This window comes from Mucilaginibacter glaciei (genome assembly GCF_014773245.1).
Lineage (GTDB): Bacteria > Bacteroidota > Bacteroidia > Sphingobacteriales > Sphingobacteriaceae > Mucilaginibacter > Mucilaginibacter glaciei.
The window spans coordinates 428732-448475 of sequence record NZ_JACWMX010000005.1 but is presented as its reverse complement, the minus strand read 5'-3'; the positions used below and the strand labels follow the sequence as shown (position 1 = coordinate 448475).

General features: G+C 42.9%; 17 protein-coding genes. 7 read left to right on the top strand and 10 right to left on the bottom strand.

The window, feature by feature from the left end; all coding sequences use genetic code 11:
• Window positions 1-382: 382 nt before the first annotated feature.
• Entirely contained in the window at window positions 383-718 is a 336-nt protein-coding gene (locus IDJ76_RS20845; protein WP_224746329.1) for a transposase, read from the bottom strand.
• Between the two features lie 136 nt (window positions 719-854).
• On the opposite strand from IDJ76_RS20845, the gene IDJ76_RS14460 reads away from it, so the two are divergent.
• The gene (locus IDJ76_RS14460) at window positions 855-1313 is read left to right on the top strand and encodes a nuclear transport factor 2 family protein (RefSeq protein ID WP_191164045.1); all 459 of its coding nucleotides are present in this window, start codon (window positions 855-857) and stop codon (window positions 1311-1313) included.
• A gap of 97 nt (window positions 1314-1410) precedes the next feature.
• Window positions 1411-2271 (top strand): DUF4349 domain-containing protein, encoded by an 861-nt coding sequence (locus IDJ76_RS14455; protein WP_191164044.1) that lies wholly within the window; start codon window positions 1411-1413, stop codon window positions 2269-2271.
• 69 nt (window positions 2272-2340) lie between these two features.
• Here IDJ76_RS14455 and ettA read toward each other — a convergent pair whose 3' ends face one another.
• Complete coding sequence (gene ettA, locus IDJ76_RS14450; RefSeq protein WP_191164043.1) at window positions 2341-4023, bottom strand: energy-dependent translational throttle protein EttA; 1683 nt, start codon at window positions 4021-4023, stop codon at window positions 2341-2343.
• A gap of 543 nt (window positions 4024-4566) precedes the next feature.
• On the opposite strand from ettA, the gene IDJ76_RS14445 reads away from it, so the two are divergent.
• Window positions 4567-7101: an ATP-dependent Clp protease ATP-binding subunit gene (locus IDJ76_RS14445; RefSeq protein WP_191164042.1), complete on the top strand. Its 2535-nt coding sequence runs from the start codon at window positions 4567-4569 to the stop codon at window positions 7099-7101.
• A gap of 108 nt (window positions 7102-7209) precedes the next feature.
• On the opposite strand, the gene IDJ76_RS14440 is transcribed toward IDJ76_RS14445, so the two are convergent.
• A complete protein-coding gene (locus IDJ76_RS14440; RefSeq protein ID WP_191164041.1) occupies window positions 7210-8346 on the bottom strand; it encodes a carboxypeptidase-like regulatory domain-containing protein in 1137 nt (378 codons plus the stop codon).
• Window positions 8347-8444: 98 nt separating this feature from the next.
• On the opposite strand from IDJ76_RS14440, the gene IDJ76_RS14435 reads away from it, so the two are divergent.
• Window positions 8445-8846, top strand: a complete 402-nt coding sequence (locus tag IDJ76_RS14435; protein ID WP_191164040.1) for a hypothetical protein — start codon at window positions 8445-8447, stop codon at window positions 8844-8846.
• 56 nt (window positions 8847-8902) lie between these two features.
• Here the strand turns inward: IDJ76_RS14435 and IDJ76_RS14430 are convergent, their stop codons facing one another.
• The 7 genes from IDJ76_RS14430 to IDJ76_RS14400 all read right to left on the bottom strand — a co-directional run bounded on the left by IDJ76_RS14430 (window position 8903) and on the right by IDJ76_RS14400 (window position 17254).
• Window positions 8903-10006, bottom strand: coding sequence for a carboxypeptidase-like regulatory domain-containing protein (locus IDJ76_RS14430; protein ID WP_191164039.1), 1104 nt, complete (start codon window positions 10004-10006; stop codon window positions 8903-8905).
• Between the two features lie 145 nt (window positions 10007-10151).
• On the bottom strand, window positions 10152-10964 hold the full coding sequence (locus IDJ76_RS14425) for an enoyl-ACP reductase FabI (RefSeq protein ID WP_191164038.1): 813 nt from the start codon (window positions 10962-10964) through the stop codon (window positions 10152-10154).
• Window positions 10965-11158: 194 nt separating this feature from the next.
• Window positions 11159-12880 carry a DNA repair protein RecN gene (gene recN / locus IDJ76_RS14420; protein WP_191164037.1) on the bottom strand — a complete coding sequence of 574 codons (1722 nt, stop codon included), beginning with the start codon at window positions 12878-12880 and terminating at the stop codon, window positions 11159-11161.
• Between the two features lie 133 nt (window positions 12881-13013).
• A complete protein-coding gene (locus IDJ76_RS14415; protein ID WP_191164036.1) occupies window positions 13014-15044 on the bottom strand; it encodes a M56 family metallopeptidase in 2031 nt (676 codons plus the stop codon).
• Between the two features lie 72 nt (window positions 15045-15116).
• Window positions 15117-15485: a BlaI/MecI/CopY family transcriptional regulator gene (locus IDJ76_RS14410; protein ID WP_191164035.1), complete on the bottom strand. Its 369-nt coding sequence runs from the start codon at window positions 15483-15485 to the stop codon at window positions 15117-15119.
• Between the two features lie 606 nt (window positions 15486-16091).
• Window positions 16092-16385, bottom strand: a complete 294-nt coding sequence (locus IDJ76_RS14405) for a hypothetical protein (RefSeq protein WP_191164034.1) — start codon at window positions 16383-16385, stop codon at window positions 16092-16094.
• A complete protein-coding gene (locus tag IDJ76_RS14400) occupies window positions 16382-17254 on the bottom strand; it encodes a LexA family transcriptional regulator (protein WP_191164033.1) in 873 nt (290 codons plus the stop codon). Before IDJ76_RS14400 ends, IDJ76_RS14405 begins: the two co-directional genes overlap by 4 nt.
• Window positions 17255-17328: 74 nt before the next feature.
• Here IDJ76_RS14400 and IDJ76_RS14395 point away from each other — a divergent pair, with 74 nt between their 5' ends.
• The 3 genes from IDJ76_RS14395 (at window position 17329) to IDJ76_RS14390 (ending at window position 19741) form a co-directional block, all read left to right on the top strand.
• Window positions 17329-17517, top strand: coding sequence for a hypothetical protein (locus IDJ76_RS14395; protein WP_191164032.1), 189 nt, complete (start codon window positions 17329-17331; stop codon window positions 17515-17517).
• 4 nt (window positions 17518-17521) lie between these two features.
• Window positions 17522-17653 carry a hypothetical protein gene (locus tag IDJ76_RS21020; protein WP_262892226.1) on the top strand — a complete coding sequence of 44 codons (132 nt, stop codon included), beginning with the start codon at window positions 17522-17524 and terminating at the stop codon, window positions 17651-17653.
• 63 nt (window positions 17654-17716) lie between these two features.
• Window positions 17717-19741: a hypothetical protein gene (locus tag IDJ76_RS14390; RefSeq protein ID WP_191164031.1), complete on the top strand. Its 2025-nt coding sequence runs from the start codon at window positions 17717-17719 to the stop codon at window positions 19739-19741.
• The last annotated feature ends 3 nt before the right edge of the window (window positions 19742-19744 follow it).

Here is a 19744-nt window from a genome sequence, read left to right as displayed (position 1 = left end):
GACCATTATCAGGCCTCATAGCAGTCGCTTGGCTCCGCCGAGTGACGACTATTATCAGGCCTCCGGCCGCCTCAAGCCTCATAGCAGTCGCTCGGCTACACCGAGTGAGAGTGCAGTTTTTTTATTAGCGACCCGCGCCTTCGCTCGGCTCCGCCAAGTGACAACTATTACAAGGCCTCCGGCCGCCTCAACTTTCATCAACCGTAAAGGGCGAATCAGGATTAGCGCTACTGTAAACATAAGCAGTCTCATCATTCACCAGCATTGCTTTAACCGGATTTTGATGGATATAACCGACCTTTTGATCAAACACCGCGGCCGTGATCAATTCTATGGGGAAACTCGTTTTCTGCCAAAACTGATATTCGCTATTTTGCGCCGTTTAATTTGCGAAGAATTTAAACAAATACAACAGCCAATCTCTACGGCTCTCTTGTGGGTTTGATTCAATTGCAGCTATTATCTGCTTAGCGGTGAAACTTTTTAAATCCCGGAGGATATCCGGCAAACGGCTTTCCTCGTGTGAAATAATTAAATGCACATGGCTGCTCATAATACAATAAGCATAAACTTTTAGTCCTTTATGCTTTCGGCAAAAATCCAGACTGGATAAAAATATATCGCAATATGCAGCCCTTGTGAAAACGTCTATCCAACCAACCACGGGGAAGGTTACAAAAAACGGCCTGTCGGAATTTGCCTTTCTTAGCTCTGACATAGTTCTGATGTAATGGTTTTTATGAGGCGGCTGGAGGCCTAACAATAATTTTCACCCGGCTGCAGCCGAGCGAGTGATACTATATGGTGAATTTATAAAAAGACTTGTAAATTGCATCAACCAAATAACCAACCACATGAAAAAGCTGTTCATCCTTTTTATTGCACTAAGCCTTACAACCGCCAAATCCTTTTGCCAAACTACCGATAGGGACGACATCAAAAAAACTATCACCACCATGTTTGATGCCATGCGAAAAGGCGATAGCACTATGCTGCGTTCGGTATTCGCTAAGAGGATCGTTTTCCAGGATGTGGCCAGTAAAGGCGGCGACAACATGGTTGAGAACGAAAATCCTGATGGCTTTATCAAAGCAGTGGGCACTCCGCATAAAGATGTTTGGGATGAACGGATTACCTGGGGAGACATCAAGGTGGACGGACCGTTAGCCAGTGTATGGACACCCTACAAATTCTACCTGGGCCAGGCTTTCAGCCATTGCGGCATCGATTATTTCCAGCTTTTGAAAACCAAAGCCGGCTGGAAGATCATTTATATTATCGATACGCGCAGAAAAGACAATTGCCCGGAGTAGAATTCCGACTATCGCTATTTGTAACATTTTAAATACCTCACTTACATAGGGTTACTATTGCTTCATGATTGATATCAATACTAAACCAATTATAATCATGAAAACAAAAGCGATCATCCTGCTGGCGGGCGTTGCCCTGCTTGCTGCCTGTAAAGGAAAACAAGGTTATGAGTTTGTAAATAATAAAAGCAACGCTGCCGACACAACGGCGATGGCGACAGACAGCACGGGGTCTTCTCCTAAGCTGATTAAAACGGCCGAAATAAGTTTCAAGGTAAAAAGTGTGCAAAAAACCGGCGATACTATTGCTGCCCTTACTGCACGGTATAACGGGATGGTAATGCATCACCAAATGACCTCCGGCATCAATAACAGCCAGGATATTCACATTAGTGATGATTCGCTTATGCGGATATCAGCCATTAACACCAGCGCAGATATGAATGTGAAGATCCCATCAGAAAAACTGGAGCTATTCATGAATCAGGTAAGCCATTTAGGCCTGTATATCACTGCCCGAAAAATGGATATTGAAGATAAATCATTAGAATATTTATCAGCCAAACTAAAGGTACACAATCGGCAGGAACTGGTTGCACAACAGAAGAAAGGCAAGATCACGATAAAAGATCCCTCGGCGGTTTTATGGTTAAAGGATGATTTAGTTGATGGCCAGATCGGCAATCAGCAAATCGATCAATCGGTAAAATACAGCATGGTTACTTTGAACTTTTATCAGAGCAACACTATTTTGAAAGAGATGATCGCTAATGATGACCCGGCTGCATATCAGCTGCCATTTGCTGAAAGATTATTAATGGCTTTTGCCAATGGTTGGTTTATGTTCACCGCGTTTATCATTGGCTTGGCTAATTTGTGGATGCTACTGTTATTTGGTTTGGGATTATGGATGTTGTTCAAAATGTACAAAAAACGATACCCGGTACTAAAAGCATAACACCAAAAAGGCCGGGTAAATTGCCCGGCCTTTTTGGTGTTGTATCGTTCTTTAAAATCTTGCTTCTTTTTACACTGTCAGTTTTTTATACCTGATCCGCTTAGGCGTTACGTCACCTACGCGTTTTTTGTGGTTCTCTTCGTAATCGCTGTAGTTACCTTCAAAGAAATAAACCTGCGAGTTACCTTCAAACGCTAGAATGTGGGTACAAACCCTATCCAGGAACCACCTGTCGTGACTGATGATCACGGCGCAACCACCGAAGTTTTCCAATGCTTCCTCTAACGATCGTAAAGTATTTACGTCGATATCATTAGTAGGCTCATCCAGCAGCAACACATTCGACCCTTTTTTGAGCGTGATGGCTAAGTGCACACGGTTACGCTCACCACCCGATAGTACGCCAACTTTCTTTTGCTGATCTGCACCGTTAAAGTTGAACTTAGAAACATAGGCACGTGAGTTAAGCGGGCGGTTACCTACCATAATATTATCCAGTCCGTCGGTTACGTTTTCCCAGACAGATTTATTTTGGTCAAGGTCATCATGCATCTGGTCTACATAGCCTAACGCTACCGTATCCCCAACGCGGAAGGTGCCCGCATCAGGCTGATCCTGCCCGGTTATCAGGCGGAACAATGTAGTTTTACCTGCACCGTTGGGGCCAATGATGCCCACTATTCCGGCCGGCGGCAGCGAGAAGTTTAAATTCTCGAATAATACCTTATCGCCATAGGCTTTGGTAACGTTGTTGGCTTCTATCACGATATTACCCAAACGCGGGCCCGGTGGGATAAACAGCTCCAGCTTTTCTTCCCTTTCCTTAGTTTCTTCAGATGCTAATTTATCGTAGTTGGATAAGCGGGCCTTTGATTTGGCATGGCGGCCTTTTGCCCCCATCCGCACCCATTCCAGCTCGCGCTCCAGCGTTTTCTGGCGTTTGCTTTCGCTTTTTTCTTCTTGCGCTAACCGCTTTGATTTTTGATCTAACCAGGATGAGTAGTTACCCTTCCATGGTAAGCCTTCGCCACGGTCAAGCTCCAGGATCCAACCGGCCACGTTATCCAGGAAGTACCTGTCGTGCGTTACCGCTATTACCGTTCCCTTATATTGTTTTAAGTGCTGCTCCAACCAGTCTATAGACTCCGCATCCAGGTGGTTGGTAGGCTCGTCCAGTAATAAAACATCCGGTTCTTGCAGCAACAGGCGGCATAAGGCAACCCGGCGGCGCTCACCACCAGATAATACCGATATTTTGGTATCAGGTTCCGGGCAGCGCAGGGCATCCATGGCACGCTCTAATTTCACATCCAGCTCCCAGGCATTCACTGCATCAATTTTATCCTGCAGTTCACCCTGGCGGGCCATTAGTTTATCCATTTTATCGGCATCGCCGTAGTATTCTTCTAAGCCGAACTTCTCGTTAATGTCTTCGTATTCCTTTAATAAGGCGGTAGTTTCGGCAACACCTTCTTCTACTATTTCCTTTACCGTTTTGTCCGGATCAAGTTCGGGCTCCTGGCTCAGATAACCTACGGTGTAGCCCGGCGAAAATACCACCTCGCCGATGTTGGTTTTATCTATCCCGGCAATGATCTTTAAAAGGGACGATTTACCCGAACCGTTTAAACCGATCACGCCAATTTTAGCGCCGTAAAAAAACGACAGGTAAATATTTTTGAGTACTGTTTTTTGCGGAGGGTAAACTTTGCTTACCCCTGCCATTGAAAATATGATCTTCTCGTCAGCCATGTAGCGTTTATAATTTAGTGTAGCAAATATAATGGAATTACTGGTTGGCGTTTAAACGAATAAACACAAAATCCGTTACAACCTAATGGTGTATGATATAACTTTTCCACCTCGTGTTTACAATTTTCATTATATTTTCACGGTTTAATTTGTATCTTTCCATATAAATGATTTGGTTTGTTATTAAGTACGTAACTAACGAAAGCAAATCACCGCTTATGCCGTATTGTCATACGAAATGACTATTTGCCCTGCTCAATTTTAAATGGAAAAGTATTAACTGCTCCTTTAAAGTTTTTTAATATTGCGTTATCAAATAATATAGTTTTTAACGTTTTATATTAGTTATCAGGTCCCTTATTTAGGTTTTTAGCAGAATGTTTGTAGATAATGCTTTCCTTTAAACGGTGGTCTTATCATAATACTGTCTGTTTACTACAAACCCAAAAAGTTGGCAATATTGTTGATAAATGATACAACGATCGGCCTTGACAGATAAAAACAAATTTATAGATTAGGACGATCATAATCAAAAAGGTATATATGGAAGCTAAATTTTCGCCACGTGTTAAGGATGTAATTCAGTACAGCAGGGAAGAGGCGTTACGCCTTGGCCATGATTATATTGGTACAGAACATCTGCTGCTGGGCCTCATCCGCGATGGTGATGGTGTGGCAATTAAATTATTAAAGGGCTTAACTGTAGATACCGCTAAATTACGCCGCGCCGTTGAAGATGCTGTGAAAGGCACCATTGGCACCAACGTACATATTGGCAGTATCCCGTTAACCAAACAAGCCGAAAAAGTTTTAAAGATCACTTACCTGGAAGCTAAGATTTTCAAAAGCGATGTAATAGGAACCGAGCATTTACTGCTTTCTATCCTGCGCGATGAAGACAACATCGCCTCGCAGATATTGATGCAGTTTAACGTTAACTACGAAGTATTTAAAAGCGAAGTGGAATCACATAAAAACGATGTTACCGATGAGATGCCGGGTTCATCAACCGGTGGTGATGACGACTTTAAAGAGGACGACTCATTTAGCCAGCCTAAAAAAGTGTCTGACATTAAGTCTAAAACCCCGGTATTGGATAACTTTGGCCGTGATTTAACAAAAGCTGCCGAAGACGGTAAGCTTGACCCAATCGTAGGCCGCGAGAAAGAGATTGAACGCGTATCGCAGATCCTTTCACGCCGTAAAAAGAATAACCCTATCCTGATAGGCGAGCCTGGTGTTGGTAAAAGTGCCATTGCCGAAGGCCTTGCCCTGCGGATAGTACAACGTAAGGTATCCCGCGTATTGTTTAACAAACGGGTGGTTACTTTAGATTTGGCCTCGTTAGTGGCCGGTACAAAATACCGCGGCCAGTTTGAAGAGCGCATGAAAGCCGTAATGAATGAGCTGGAAAAGTCTCCGGATGTGATTCTGTTCATTGATGAGATCCACACCATTGTTGGTGCGGGTGGTGCTTCGGGATCATTGGACGCCTCAAACATGTTCAAACCGGCCCTGGCCCGTGGCGAGATCCAGTGTATCGGCGCGACTACCTTAGATGAGTACCGCCAGTATATCGAAAAAGATGGTGCTTTAGACCGTCGTTTCCAGAAGGTGATGGTTGAGCCTGCAACACCGGATGAAACCGTTGAGATACTAAACCGCATCAAAGAGAAGTACGAAGAGCACCACGGTGTAACTTATACCGACGAAGCTATTAACGCTTGTGTGGCTTTAACCACCCGTTATATTACCGACCGGTTTTTGCCCGACAAGGCGATTGATGCGTTGGATGAATCAGGCTCGCGTGTGCATTTGACCAATATCCATGTTCCGCAGGAGATTTTGGATATCGAGCAAAAGATCGAACTGATCAAGGTTGAAAAGAATAAAGTAGTTCGCAGCCAGAAATATGAAGAAGCTGCCAAATTGCGCGATACCGAAAAACATTTGTTAGAAGAGCTTGAGCAGGCTAAAACCGCTTGGGAAGCAGAAACAAAATCTAAACGTTACACCGTAACAGAGGATAATGTTGCCGAGGTGGTAAGCATGATGACCGGGATCCCGGTACAGCGTGTTGGCCAGGCAGACAGCGTAAAGCTGTTAGCTATGGGCGATACGATTGCTACTAAGATCATAGGTCAAGAAGATGCTATCAAAAAGCTTACCCGCGCTATCCAACGTACCCGGGCAGGGTTGAAAGACCCTAAAAAACCAATTGGTTCGTTCATATTTTTGGGCCCTACCGGTGTTGGTAAAACAGAGTTGGCCAAAGAGCTTGCCCGTTTTATGTTTGATACCGAAGATGCGCTGATCCAGATTGATATGAGCGAATACATGGAGAAATTCGCTGTATCACGTTTAGTGGGTGCGCCTCCGGGCTATGTAGGTTATGAAGAAGGTGGGCAGTTAACCGAAAAGGTACGCCGCAAACCTTACTCGGTAGTATTATTGGATGAGATTGAGAAAGCTCACCCGGATGTATTCAACATCCTACTGCAGGTGTTAGACGAAGGCCAGCTGACTGACTCATTAGGCCGTAAGGTTGATTTCAGGAACACCATCATCATCATGACATCAAACATCGGCGCACGCCAGTTGAAAGACTTTGGGCAAGGTGTAGGCTTTAGCACTAACGCAAAAACTACCCAGGCTGATTCTCACTCACGCGGTGTGATCGAGAACGCATTAAAACGTGCATTTGCACCGGAGTTTTTGAACCGTATTGACGATGTGATCGTGTTTAACTCTTTAGGTAAAGACGAGATCTTCAAGATTATCGATATTGAGTTAGGTTTCTTATTTGGCCGTGTAAACAGCTTAGGTTACAAAATTGAGCTCACATTAGCCGCCAAAGAATTTATTGCCGAGAAAGGTTATGACTCGCAGTTTGGTGCAAGGCCGCTTAAACGCGCCATCCAGAAGTATTTGGAAGACCCAATTGCAGAAGAGATATTGAAAGGTGAAATGACCGAAGGCGATATTTTGATGGTTGATTTTAATGCCGAAACGCAGGAAATAACCGTTACCGACAAAAAGAACGAGAACAAAAAACCTGAAGAAGAAGAACAGAAGTAATTCTTAAACAGCATAGATAATCAAAGCCCGTTTGCGAAAGCAAGCGGGCTTTTTGTTGTCGGCTTCCAAAATCAATATGGCTTTTTATTTATATTACTATTCGTCTCTTTAATCCTTTTTAGGGTCAAAGTTCATAGGCAATAGTTCCGCTATCCGTCTTTGCCCCCAAACTCCCTCAAAAATAATTGCACCGGGTGTGGTCACATTTCCATTTCTGTCAAACAGGGCCAAATCGTCTTTAAGATCTGCGATAGTGGCATACCGGCCTATCTGGTTTATTTTAAAAGAAGTGTCAGAACCGTAATTTGCAAAAGGCGTTTTATTATAATCTATATATAAACAATTGGGGTACTTTATAGCAAATAACCCAGTATTATCTGTCCGGCTAATATATTCATGCACCTCCAGTTTCCTTCTAACCAAAGTCTGCACATAACCCTCTTGTAAACCAGGCGAATTTTTATTGACCGACCGGATAAGGGGATAAACCTGAAAATCACTCTCGGCCACCTTATTAGCAATTACGGCCCGTAAAAAGCGCATGGACGAGCCTGCGTATACCTCCGCGCGTTTTCTTTTCCACCGGCGCAGTTCTGTATTGGAGCCCTTCAGGTTCTCTATCAACGCCGAGCCCTGATAGGAAACCTCACCCTGGTTATCGTCCTTAACGAAACGGGTAAGCATATACTTGATCCGGTAACCTAATGCCTTATTATCAATCAGCAAAAATTCACTCGATGATGCGGTAAGTATGTTGGCCGCTTTATCATAATCTATAGAAAGGACATTGGGGTTTAATATTTTACATTGCCTGGCAAGATCGGAACGCCCCAAAAATTCAATTTTAAAATTATCGTAATTCCGTGCCCAGTCAACATCAGGCCTAATCGTTACAACCTTAAGCTCCTTGGTTTTTTCAGTCAGTTCAATAGCGGGCAGCTTTATATCACTACCATTTATCAATACCGTTTGCATATGATAATCAAAGCCTACAAAACTCGCTATCAACTCATACTGCCCGGCGGGAATATTAGTTAAGGCAAAAGTACCGTCGGCATTAGTTTGCACCCCAATGGTGGTATTAGTTAAATAAACACTTGCGCTAACTATGGGTTGCTTATCCTTAGAATTGATAACAATCCCTGTTATTCTGGTTTGCGCAAAGCAGGCAAACGGTAATAATACAAAAGCAATTAGGGCCAGATGTTTCATGCTGAAAATAAAATTAACCAATTGCTTTTTCATTTAAACCTTTCCGTAAAAATTTATTCCTAATCATATAAAACGTGCAGGTGCAATTACAAACAAATCCCTAACGTTAAAACTTAACAATCTAACACCCAATGAAAAAAATTCTATCTACCCTGTGTGTAGCTGTCATCGTATTATTTACGGCTACCTCGTGCAAAAAAGAAACCGTTGTAGCACCCAACAACAATTTAACCATTTTAACCAACCTAAGTTCAAACTCTTGGGTAACTACTGACAATGGCAAAACCTACTCGGCAGAAATTAACGTGCCCGAACTGGATAGCTATGCCAATGACCATGCCGGTGTATTGGTGTACTTATCATTCACCAATGGCGTTTGGGAACAGGTGCCCGAGGTTTACAATGGCACCAGTTACAGTTTTACGCACAATACCGGTAAAGTGGTGCTATACGCCCAAACTTACAATGGTTTGCAAACAGTAGCACGCCCTGCTGCGGCTGGTGTAAAGATCGTGTTGGTTGATTCCAACTAAATAGTTACGATTAATTAAATTTCAACAGTAAAGGCGCTCAATGGGCGCCTTTGCTATTACTGTTTTTTCGCCGGTTCAAAATCAACAGGTAACATTTCTGCAGTTCGGGCTTTACCCCAGCTGCCTTCAAATATTAAAGCCGATGGTGTAGTGATGACGCCATTGTTATCAAACAGGGCGTAAGCTTCGGCAAATGCTACTATGGTTGCGGCCTGCTCTGGTTGGTCAATATCAAGGGATGCGCCGTCGCCCTTGTCCTTAGCCGCCTTTTTATTATAGTCGATGTAAAGGCAATCCCGATATTTCAGCGCGAAAAGGCCTCTCTGGTCTGTTTGCTTCACGTATTCTTCGGCCAACAGTGGCGTGTTGACCAACGTTTGAAAGTATCGGTGGTTAAACCCGTTATAGGCGGGGTTAGGCGTTCGGATCAACCGAAAAACCTGGAAATTATTTTCGGGTACAGTGTTAGCAATTATTGATCTTAAGAAATGCATGGACGAGCCGATATACACTTGGTTCCGCTTCTTTTCCCAGCGCTTTAGATCGGCTTTAGATCCCTTCATGTTTTCAAACAATGCCGATCCTTCAAAGTAAAGCGTATTCTTTTTGCCGTCTTTAATAAATTGCGTTAACAGGTATTTAACACGATAGCCCAAAGCCTTATTTTCTATCTCCAAAAAATCATAGGAGGATGCGGTTAGCTTAACCGTTTTAGGATCGAATTCCAGGTCGAGCATTTCGGGATTCAAGATCTTGCATTGTTTAGCTACTTCTGATGACCCGAGAAACTCCCTCTTAAAATTATCGTAGTTTCTTTCCCAGTTAGGGTCCGGGCGGATGTTAACTACATTCAGCTCTGTAGTTTTGGCAACTATTGCAATTACAGGCAAAACGATGTCGGCATTATTTACCATCACCGTTTGCCGGCACGTTTCATAACCAACAACACTCACAACCAACTCATATTGGCCGCCCCGTACATTGGTTAGTGTAAAAGCGCCATCGTTATTTGATTTACCGCCTACGGTGGCGTTGCTCAAAAACACGCTGGCATTATCAACCGGCTTTTTATCGGCGGCGTTCACAACCCGGCCCATTATCCTTAGCTGCGCCAGGCATACAACAGGTAACAACAAAAACAATAGCAAACCAAATCTCATCACGATCACAAATTAACTAAATAATTAGTTTAATTAGATTGGTGAGTATAAAAAGAATCTTTTTAACAGCACAGGCATCCTGTGGATGCCTGTGCTGTTAAGTATTGTTTGTGGTGTCGAATTTTATTTCGGCATCGAACGGTTATTATTTCTCCATCTGCTCGATAACGGCAGCGGTTACACCCGTGAAAGAGAAACCACCGTCATGAAACAGGTTTTGCATGGTAACCATTTTTGTAAGGTCGCTAAATAGGCTTACGCAATAATCGGCACACTGATCGGCATCGGCATTACCAAGCGGGCTCATCTTCTCTGCATAGTTGATAAAACCATCAAAACCCTTAACACCGCTACCTGCAGTAGTGCGGGTTGGCGATTGTGAAATGGTGTTTACACGTACGTGCTTTTTAACACCATACTGATAACCAAAGTTACGGGCTATACTTTCCAGGTAGGCCTTGTTATCGGCCATATCATTATAATCAGGGAATACGCGCTGAGATGCTATGTAAGTTAAGGCCAGTACCGATCCCCACTCATTTATAGCATCCATTTTCATGGCTGTTTGCAATACGCGGTGAAAGCTCAGTGCAGATATATCTAAACCCTTGTGGGTAAAATCGTAGTTATTTTCGGTGTAAGGGATGCTCTTGCGTACGTTTACACTCATACCTATAGAGTGCAGTACAAAATCAACCCCGCCGCCAAAATGCTCCATACTTTTAGTGAACAAGTTGGTAACATCCTCATTGCTGGTCACATCGGCCGGGATAACAGGTGCGTTACAGTCCGCTGCAAGTTTATTGAGTTCGCCCATGCGTAAAGCCAGCGGCGAGTTAGTTAAAACTATTTCGGCACCCTCTTCGTGGCAGCGCTGGGCTACCTTCCAGGCGATAGACTGCTCGTTAAGCGCACCAAAGATGATCCCTTTTTTACCTTTTAATAAATTGTAAGCCATTGTTTTTATTTTAGTAAGTGCTGTAAAGGTAAATTTTTATTTACGATTTAAGAATTACGATTTTTGATTGAACAGAACAAGTCTACATGTCATTGCGAGCGATATCGCGGCAATCTTAGCATATCCGAACATCCTGTGAGATTGCCACGTCGCTACGCTTCTCGCAATGACATATTGGCAATTTTATATCGACTTTACCCTGCTAACAATTCCCGTGCATTTTGCAGGGCGCTCTCGCCGGGTTTGTCGCCGCTTAGCATTTTAGCTATTTCCAGCACGCGTTCATCGTCGTTCAATTTTTTGAGACGGGTTTTGGTGATAGATTCCGAATCATCTTTATAAACAAAGTAATGGCTTTTGCCCTTGCCTGCTATTTGCGGCAAATGGGTAATAGTAATTACCTGCAGGTTTCGCGACAGGCGTTCCATCACCTGCCCTACCTTGTTGGCCACCTCTCCGCTTACGCCGGTATCTATCTCATCAAAAATGATGGTGGGCAAGGCGGTATATTCTGCAATGATAGATTTGATACTCAGCATCAGCCGGCTCAACTCGCCGCCCGATGCAACCTTGCTCATATCTGCCAGGGCATGCCCCTTATTTGCCGAAAACATAAAGCGAATGGCATCAATACCTGTTTTTGTTAGAGGGTCCGCAAGGCCGGATGACCGTAAGTCCGAAGAAGAAGCTATCTTCCCGTCTTTCTGACTTTCCGACTTACCGACTACCTGCTCAATCTCCAAAGCCGAGTTCCCCATGCCCATTTCGGTTAGGTTGGCCAATACTTTATCCTGGATAATCGGGATCGCCGCTTTACGGTTGGCAGATAATTCCGCAGCAATAGTCTCCATCTCCTGTCTATCCGCACCGATCTGCTTTTGTAACTTCTCGACAACCTCGTCGCCAAATACCGCCTGCCGTATCTTTTCAGAAAGATCATCCTGGATAGCCAGTAGCTCGTCGTTACTATTAACCCGATGTTTTTTCTGCAGGTTATACAGCAAACTTAAACGGGTATTTACCTCCTCTGCGCGGGCCTCATTAGTAAATGTTTTTTGTTCGATACCTTCTATTTCGGCAGCAATATCTTTCAATTCAATAAGCGTACTTTTCAGGCGTTCCTGCATTTCTTCCACTTCAGGATTAAATTTCTCTATGGCCGATAATTGCTGCCCGGCGTCACGCAGTTGTATGATGGCCGATGCATCGCCGTCCTGCATCAGGAAGAACGCACCGGATAAATTGCGTTTTATTTCTTCGGCATTGTTCAACGCGTAAAGTTCCTTCTCTAATAATTCCTGTTCATCACCACTAATCGCGGCCTTTTCCAACTCGTCAAACTGGAATTGGTAGTAATCCAGGTCGGCTTTGGCTTTATCGTTTTGCGTTATCAGGTCGCGCAGTTGGGTAAGCGATTTACGGTAACTTTTAAATTTGGATTGGTATCCTGCCAATAACTCGTGGTGCCCGGCAACGCCGTCAACCACCAATAACTGAAAATCAGGGTCGGCAATTTCGCGGGTGGCATGCTGCGAGTGGATATCGATCAGGCGTTCGCCCAGGTTTTTGATCTGTGTGAGGTTTACCGGGGTATCGTTCACAAATGCGCGCGATTTGCCATCGGCAGAGATCTCGCGGCGCAGCACGGTATCGCCCTCATAATCCAGGTCGTTCTCTTCAAAAAAAGTATTGAGGTGAAAACCGGCTATTTTGAAATAGCCCTCTATCACACATTTTTTTTGCTGATTAAAAAAGTAACGGCTTTCGGCCCGCTGCCCTAATATCAATGATAGTGCCCCTAATATGATCGATTTACCCGCGCCTGTCTCACCGGTGAGGATATTCAAACCCTTATCGAAATTGATCTCCAGGTTATCTATCAGCGCGTAATTTTGTATGGTTAGCTTTTGAAGCATAAAAAAAGTACCCTCTTTTATTGAAAGTACTAAATTACAAAAAGATGCTTAGTTATCTGTTTTACCATCAACAAATGCTAAAAAAAATAGCGAGAGGTTTTCACCTCCCGCTATTCAAATAAATAACTAATGATTACGGCTTCACTATTGAATCCGGGTTTGCGGGTGCTGCGGGCGGGGCAGCGGGTGCAGCAGGTGCCGGAATTTCATTCTCGTTGTTGTTCCAGTTGTAAACCTCAGGGTGGGTTGCCCGCCATTCCTTTACCTTAGCTTTAAACTCAGGGGTTTGGGTGTAGGCTCGTAACTTTTCACTGGCTTTGCGCAGTTCTTCCTTTTGCTTTTTTATCTCTGGGTTATCGGCATAGGCACGCATCTTATCGCCTGCTCTGCGAATTTCATCTTGCTCTACTTTAATATCAGGGTTTTGGAAAGCGCGGCGCATGCTATCGCCCATAGCGCGCATCTTGTCGGCATCTTTGCGCATATCGGCACCGTAAACGTTTCGCATTTCGTCGCCTAATTTTTTCATGCGGGCAGTTGTCTCCTTAATTTCGGGCGATAGGTTGGCTTGCATTTCGGCCTGGTACTTTCTGTAATTCTCGTCACGGCTATCGCCATAGTTGTTTTTGATGTCGTACTTCGCTTTCAGCTTTTTATCCGCCTCTTTAAATGCAGGTGAGTTGAAGTAGGTTTCCATCTCCTTGCCTAAAGCTTCCATTTGTTTGCCGGTTTGCTCCATTTTGCTGTTTTTGCCGCCCCATTTGGCTTCAAATTCTTTAGCGACTTTTTCCTGTGCGGCGGTCGCCTGTTTTATCCGGTCGCTATTATAAAAAGCGTCGATGTCTTTACCGTGCTTTTCCATATCGGCGCTAAAGGCTTTAAATTTATCGCTGTCGTAGTACTCACCTATCACTTTCGCGTGCTTGTCAACATCGGCGGCCAACCTTTCTAATTGCGGGTCTTTCATTCCATTGTTGTAATAAACGTTGTCTTTACCGTCAACCCTCACCTGGTTAAATTTAATCACCTTATACTTAGCCCTGGCTGCTGTTTTATCAGTTTTAGTTTTGGCACTTACCGCCGGTTTGCGGATGGTGTCTGCCAGTAAATTTTCGATAGCCGGCTTTATCGCTTTCACCGAGATCTTCCCCTGGGCAATTTCGGGATTAAGTAAGGCCATACAGCCAACGCCTGCAGTTAATATCAGCATGGCCACTAAAGTTGGGCGCACGCTTTGAGTTTGTTTTTTAGTTTTCATGATACGTTCAATTCGGTTTAATAAATGATACTTTTTGCCTGTTACAGCCAGCGCTAACTGTAACTCATTCTGGCGGGTTTGTTCTAATTTAAATAGAGCTTTGGCATATATAATTGGGTTTTGTGTGGCATCAACTACCAGATCATCGCAGCTGTTTTCGCGCTCTTCGCCAATTATTTTATTTATCAGTAGTACACAAGGGTTAAAAAACAACAGGGTGGTTATTACCTGCTGGGCAACGTTCATCAAATAATCGTTGCGTTTAATATGGGCCAGTTCGTGCATTAAAATGGCCTCTATTTCTTCATCAGACAAATAGGTTGATAACGTGAACGGCAGCAAGATCACCGGTTTTAAATAGCCTACAATGCAGGGCACATCAACCATTTTGCTGAGGCCGACTTTTACTTTTTTGGTGATTTCAAACCGTTCTGCAAAGCGGGTTATCTGCTGCTGTAATACCACATCTAAACTCATGGTGTGTTTAATGGTATTGATCCTGCTACGGCTCCAAATCAGCTTACCCGCATTTAATAACAAGCCTAAAACATACAAACACGCCACATAGGGCAGATACCTCTCAATACTGTAATAGTAACGGATGCTTTGTTCATTCAACCGACGCATGTTGCTGGGCAGCTCCATCAGTAAAGGCATATTGGCCAGATTAGCAGGCTTTACAGCAAGCCAGTTATAGGCCTGCACTTCGTTAAACAGGGTAAAGGCAAACCAGGCGGTAATAGCCAGCAGACTGCTCACCGCCAGCAAATATTTTTTTGATGACGGCAAACACGCGGCGAACAGCAGCGCCAAACGCAACAGAAAGTAGATAAGCAAACCCTGCCACAGCGAGTGGATAATGCTAATCCCTATAACCTGACTGATGTTGTACAGTATGTTTTCCATGTTGTAAATGCTAAAATCTAAACCCTAATGCTGAATCCTATTATTAAATAACCGATAACTGATACCTCTAAGCTATTCTTCAAACTTTTTCAAAAAATCCTTTATCGCATCTATTTCATCTTTTGATGCGCGGTGCTGGCCCAGCGCCTGGATCACCAGATCAGACGTAGACCCCTTAAATACCGTCGAGATAATTTTATCCAAAGCACCTTTTTGCGCCTGTTCGCGGCTTATTACGGCTTTGTATAAATGGGTTTTTGCATTGGTATCACGCTCTACCAAGCCCTTTTCGTGCATTATTTGCATCAACTTAAGTGTAGTAGTATAACCTGCATCTTTGCTTTTGGCCAACTCCTCGTGCACATCGCGCACGCTGCACTGTCCCCTCTTCCAAATCACTTGTAATATTTCCAGCTCGCTTTCTGTTGGTTTCAAATCCATGTTGTTTTCTCGTTATACGAATTCCTTCGTACAAATATGTACGATAGTTTTCGTATATCAAAATAAAATCAAAATTATTTTTTATGATTATTTATCAGGTATAGGGGGTTAAACCATTTATACAAAGAAGAGAAAACGGCAAAATGAGAAAAAACTGCGTTTTTGATACCGTAGGAGGCATTTTTGAGCCAATATATAAACTGCATTAAAAAGAAACGAAATATACATCTACCCTTATATACCGTTATGCTACCATAAATCAGTGAGCATACTACCATTACTGCACCGGTAGTACCATAGTTAGCTATAAAACCCGTTTAATTAACCTTTAAAGGCCATTTAAACGGGTTTTCTGTTTTAATTAAAGCGGTATTAAGCCACTACGAGTAATTCATTAGATGTTACAAAATATATAAACGATTTTAGTGTTTGATACGGTTGCAGACACAGATGGGTATACAGATGCTTATACATATGAGTGTATTTTTTATAGACCTGCAATACCTATAAATCAAAAATAAAGTACTTAAAAAACAAAAAAACGGCGTTAGCATACCCGTTAAAACAATAGTTAAAGCATTTTTTAGCTATAAAATAAACAGAGTATTAGTATTTAGCAATAACTCGCTCATCTTTATAATTGTACAACTCAAAATGATCAAGCACGTGGTTATCATCACCCTTTAAAGCCATATGCTCATCAAAAATTTCAGAAGCCTTTTTGTAAGCATCAGTATCACTCGGTGCTGTTAGATCACTGGCCCGGTTCACAAGAATTGCCATCCCTTTACTATTGGTAGTTATGTAATATAATCTTAGTTTATAATCAGATTTTCCTTTGCAACCTGAAAATGAAAAAGCACTTATTAGGATAAATGCTGTCAGGATAATTTTCTTCATAATTTTTCTTCTAATTGATTTAATCTTTTTAAAACATCCGTAAGATCAGCCTCCAGATTGTTTTGTCTTTTCCATAGATCACTTGGTGATTTGAAGTTAAAACCACCGTGCCAGACCGCATACCAAATTTCAAGGATGTCATCAGGGTAAATTTCTTTGTTCTTATAAAGCCCGCGATCATTAACCGCATCAGATTTGGCCACTATGTAACCGTATTTGTCAATTCTGTTCAATAACCGCTTAACAACTACCCCATCATTTTTAGTAACCACAATGTGCACTCGATCTTCGCGTATGTACTCTAATTTCTCAACCCATTGACCGATTACCATTTCTTTATCTTCCAATGTAGGAAACATGCTGTCTCCAGAAACTTCAAAGGCGCGATACGTGGCATTTGTAAGCCCCGGCAGGTTAAATGAAGTTAAGCTTTCTATGTACTCCCTGTCCTTGTACCCGTTTAAATAACCTGCCGCTGCTTTCACTGGTACGTAAGTAATGTTTTCACTACCAGACCCGTCTACTGTAACTATTTGTGGAGTGAGGAATATTGTCTTGTCATTCTTACTGATCTCAGGATTATTATCAATGGTATATTCCATTTCAGGCTCGTTTAAAGCATCTGCGGTTTTATTTAGCCTGAACATTCTGCCCTTGCCGGTTATGAGAAAGTTGGCATCTATTCCTACACATTTCGTGTATAAGATCTCGTAGTCGAAACTATTCCTTGCTCTCCAGTTACTAAGCGTGTTAGGTCTAATATCCAAAAAATTAGCTAAATCTATATCGTTTTTGAGTTGGTAATAAGATTTTATCTTGTTTAAAACCAACGACTTATCTAAAATAAACTCTTTTTGTGTATTTTTCATCAGTATCAGGCTTGCATATACACATTTTGTGTATATATTTGTCTGTGTATTAGCAAATGTAATAATATAAACGAATGGCAAAGAAAAAAGTAAAATTCCCTGAAAACCTGCCGCTAAAAGCGGAGGTGAAAAAGTCCGGCAGATCAATCAGATGGTATGCACAACAGATAGGCGTTGATCGCCAAACTGTAAGTCAAACAATCAACGGACACTATAAGGGTACCAACATCGTACCTAAACTTAACCTACTACTAACTCAATAAAAGCATGAAAACTCAAATTAAAAAAATACAGGATGAAGGGCTATCGCTAACGCAGGTTTTAGTATTAGCGGCTATTTTCTTCACAGCGATCACTGTAAGCCTTTACCTGATCAATCCAACTCAATTTTCAAAATAACACTCGCCCGAAAGCGTAACCCGGTCATCGCAGCCGGGCGGGAGCAAATAACAGATTTATACTATGCCATCATTTTGGAATAATACAGTAGTAGTAACAAAAGACGAGCTTAAGCCGTGGTATAGCGACAATAACTTGAAAACCACGATACAGCGGTACAAGGAGAAGTCTTACGGCATCAAGCGTGTTCAGCGGGCGCACTTAGGTTCGCCGATGCTTATCTCCTACGACAGCTTGCCAAAAGAGATCCAGGACGCGCTCGGTGATCCCCGCAAGTGTGATCATATACTCGAGCGGTTTTACAAAGTAGATGGCGGCGCGGTTAACTATTACAAAACATTCCGATTTGAAAGTGACGGCAGTTACCTGGATCTCGAATTTCAGGAGCGATACATTATCAACGCAAGCGTTTTAGAGGCGGTCAAGGCATTAAAAGAAGTACGTGAGCGCGAACGTAAGACAAAGGGCATCAGCCTGCACGGCGTAAATACTACTCTGTGGGAAGATGCGGTCAGCTTTCAGGCAACGTTAAAAGCGAAGTATAGCTTACAACATACGCTTCCTGAAAATAACCGATCATTTATCGAGGTATTCAAAAAATATGAGCTTGACGGTTATATCACTCTGATCAGCGGTAAGCACAAGAACCAAAATACAAGGAAGGTAACCGATAAGACACTTGAATTGCTAAACAATATGTTTGGTGGTGATAAGCGGAAACCTACCGCTACAGATGTTCACAAGCGTTACGATGCATTCATTGGTGGATATGTGTCGGTAGTTAATAACGATACAAGCGAGATATATAATCCAGCTGAATTTAAAAAGCTAAGTGATACGACTGTAAAGAAATACATGAGCCAGTGGGCTAATAAGATAGGCACCTATCAGCACCGGTCTACAGATCGCGAGAAGTTGATGACTCAATTTAAACCTCACCACTCTCTTAACAAACCAAAATTTGCAGGCAGTATCATTTCGATAGATGACAGGCAGCCACCTTTCAAAGATTTAAGCGGTAAACGTGTATGGTTCTATAACGGTATTGACTTAGGCAGTGAGGCTTTTACCTGTTCAGTTTATGGCGATAGCAAGGACGGTATCATAATGGAATTCTATCGCCAACTTGTAAGAAATTACCATCACTGGGGTTTTCATCTTCCCGCAGAACTCGAATGTGAAATGAGCTTAAACAGCTCTTTTAAAGATACTTTTTTACGAGAAGGGGAAATGTTCCAGTATGTACGTATAGAAGCGAATAACCCACGCGGTAAGCGCATAGAGCGGTACTTCAGAACGCTGCGGTATGAGTACGAAAAAGATAAAGAGGGATGGTTAGCCAGGCCACATGCTAAAAGCGAAAATAACCAAGCCGTTACCGATAGCGAGAAAATACCGCGCTTACCTTATGAGAAGATAGTTGACAACGCTATTGATGACATTGAAACATGGAACTCCCGCAAGCACAGCGTTCATACACACATGACCCGTTGGGAGGTCTTTTGCGAAATGCAGCATCCAGATATTAAGCCCACGAATTATATCGGAATTCTGCCTTATATCGGCTACCATACTAAAACGAGCTGCAACGTTGGCATAATTCGCCTACAACGTAAGGAGTTTCTTTTAGGCAATGAGGGCAAGATTAGTTTAGGTGATCGATTGATCGGCTTGATGAAACAAGTTGAAGGGCAGGAAATAAGCATATACTGGCTTGATGACCATGAGGGGCAGGTATTTAAAGCACTTGTATTTATCGGCACACAATACATCTGCGAGGCTATTGCTAAGCCTGTTTACGGAAGAGCTACTATCGAACAAACCCCTGAAGATTATACGGCCCGGTCAATCATGAGCGCATACGTAGCAACTATCGATAGCTATGGCCGCCGCCGCAAACAGCAAATAGAACCTGTTACCATCATCAATAATACCCCTCCCGAACCTAAAACATTTACCATGCCTGGTATGCGCGGGCTACAAGCAAGGCTAATCGGATCAGGTGAAATATTACCTGAATTTGAGGAGGCCGAAGTAGAGAATATTCCTTCCCAAAGCTTTAGAAAATCACTTAAAGACAGATTTTAACCC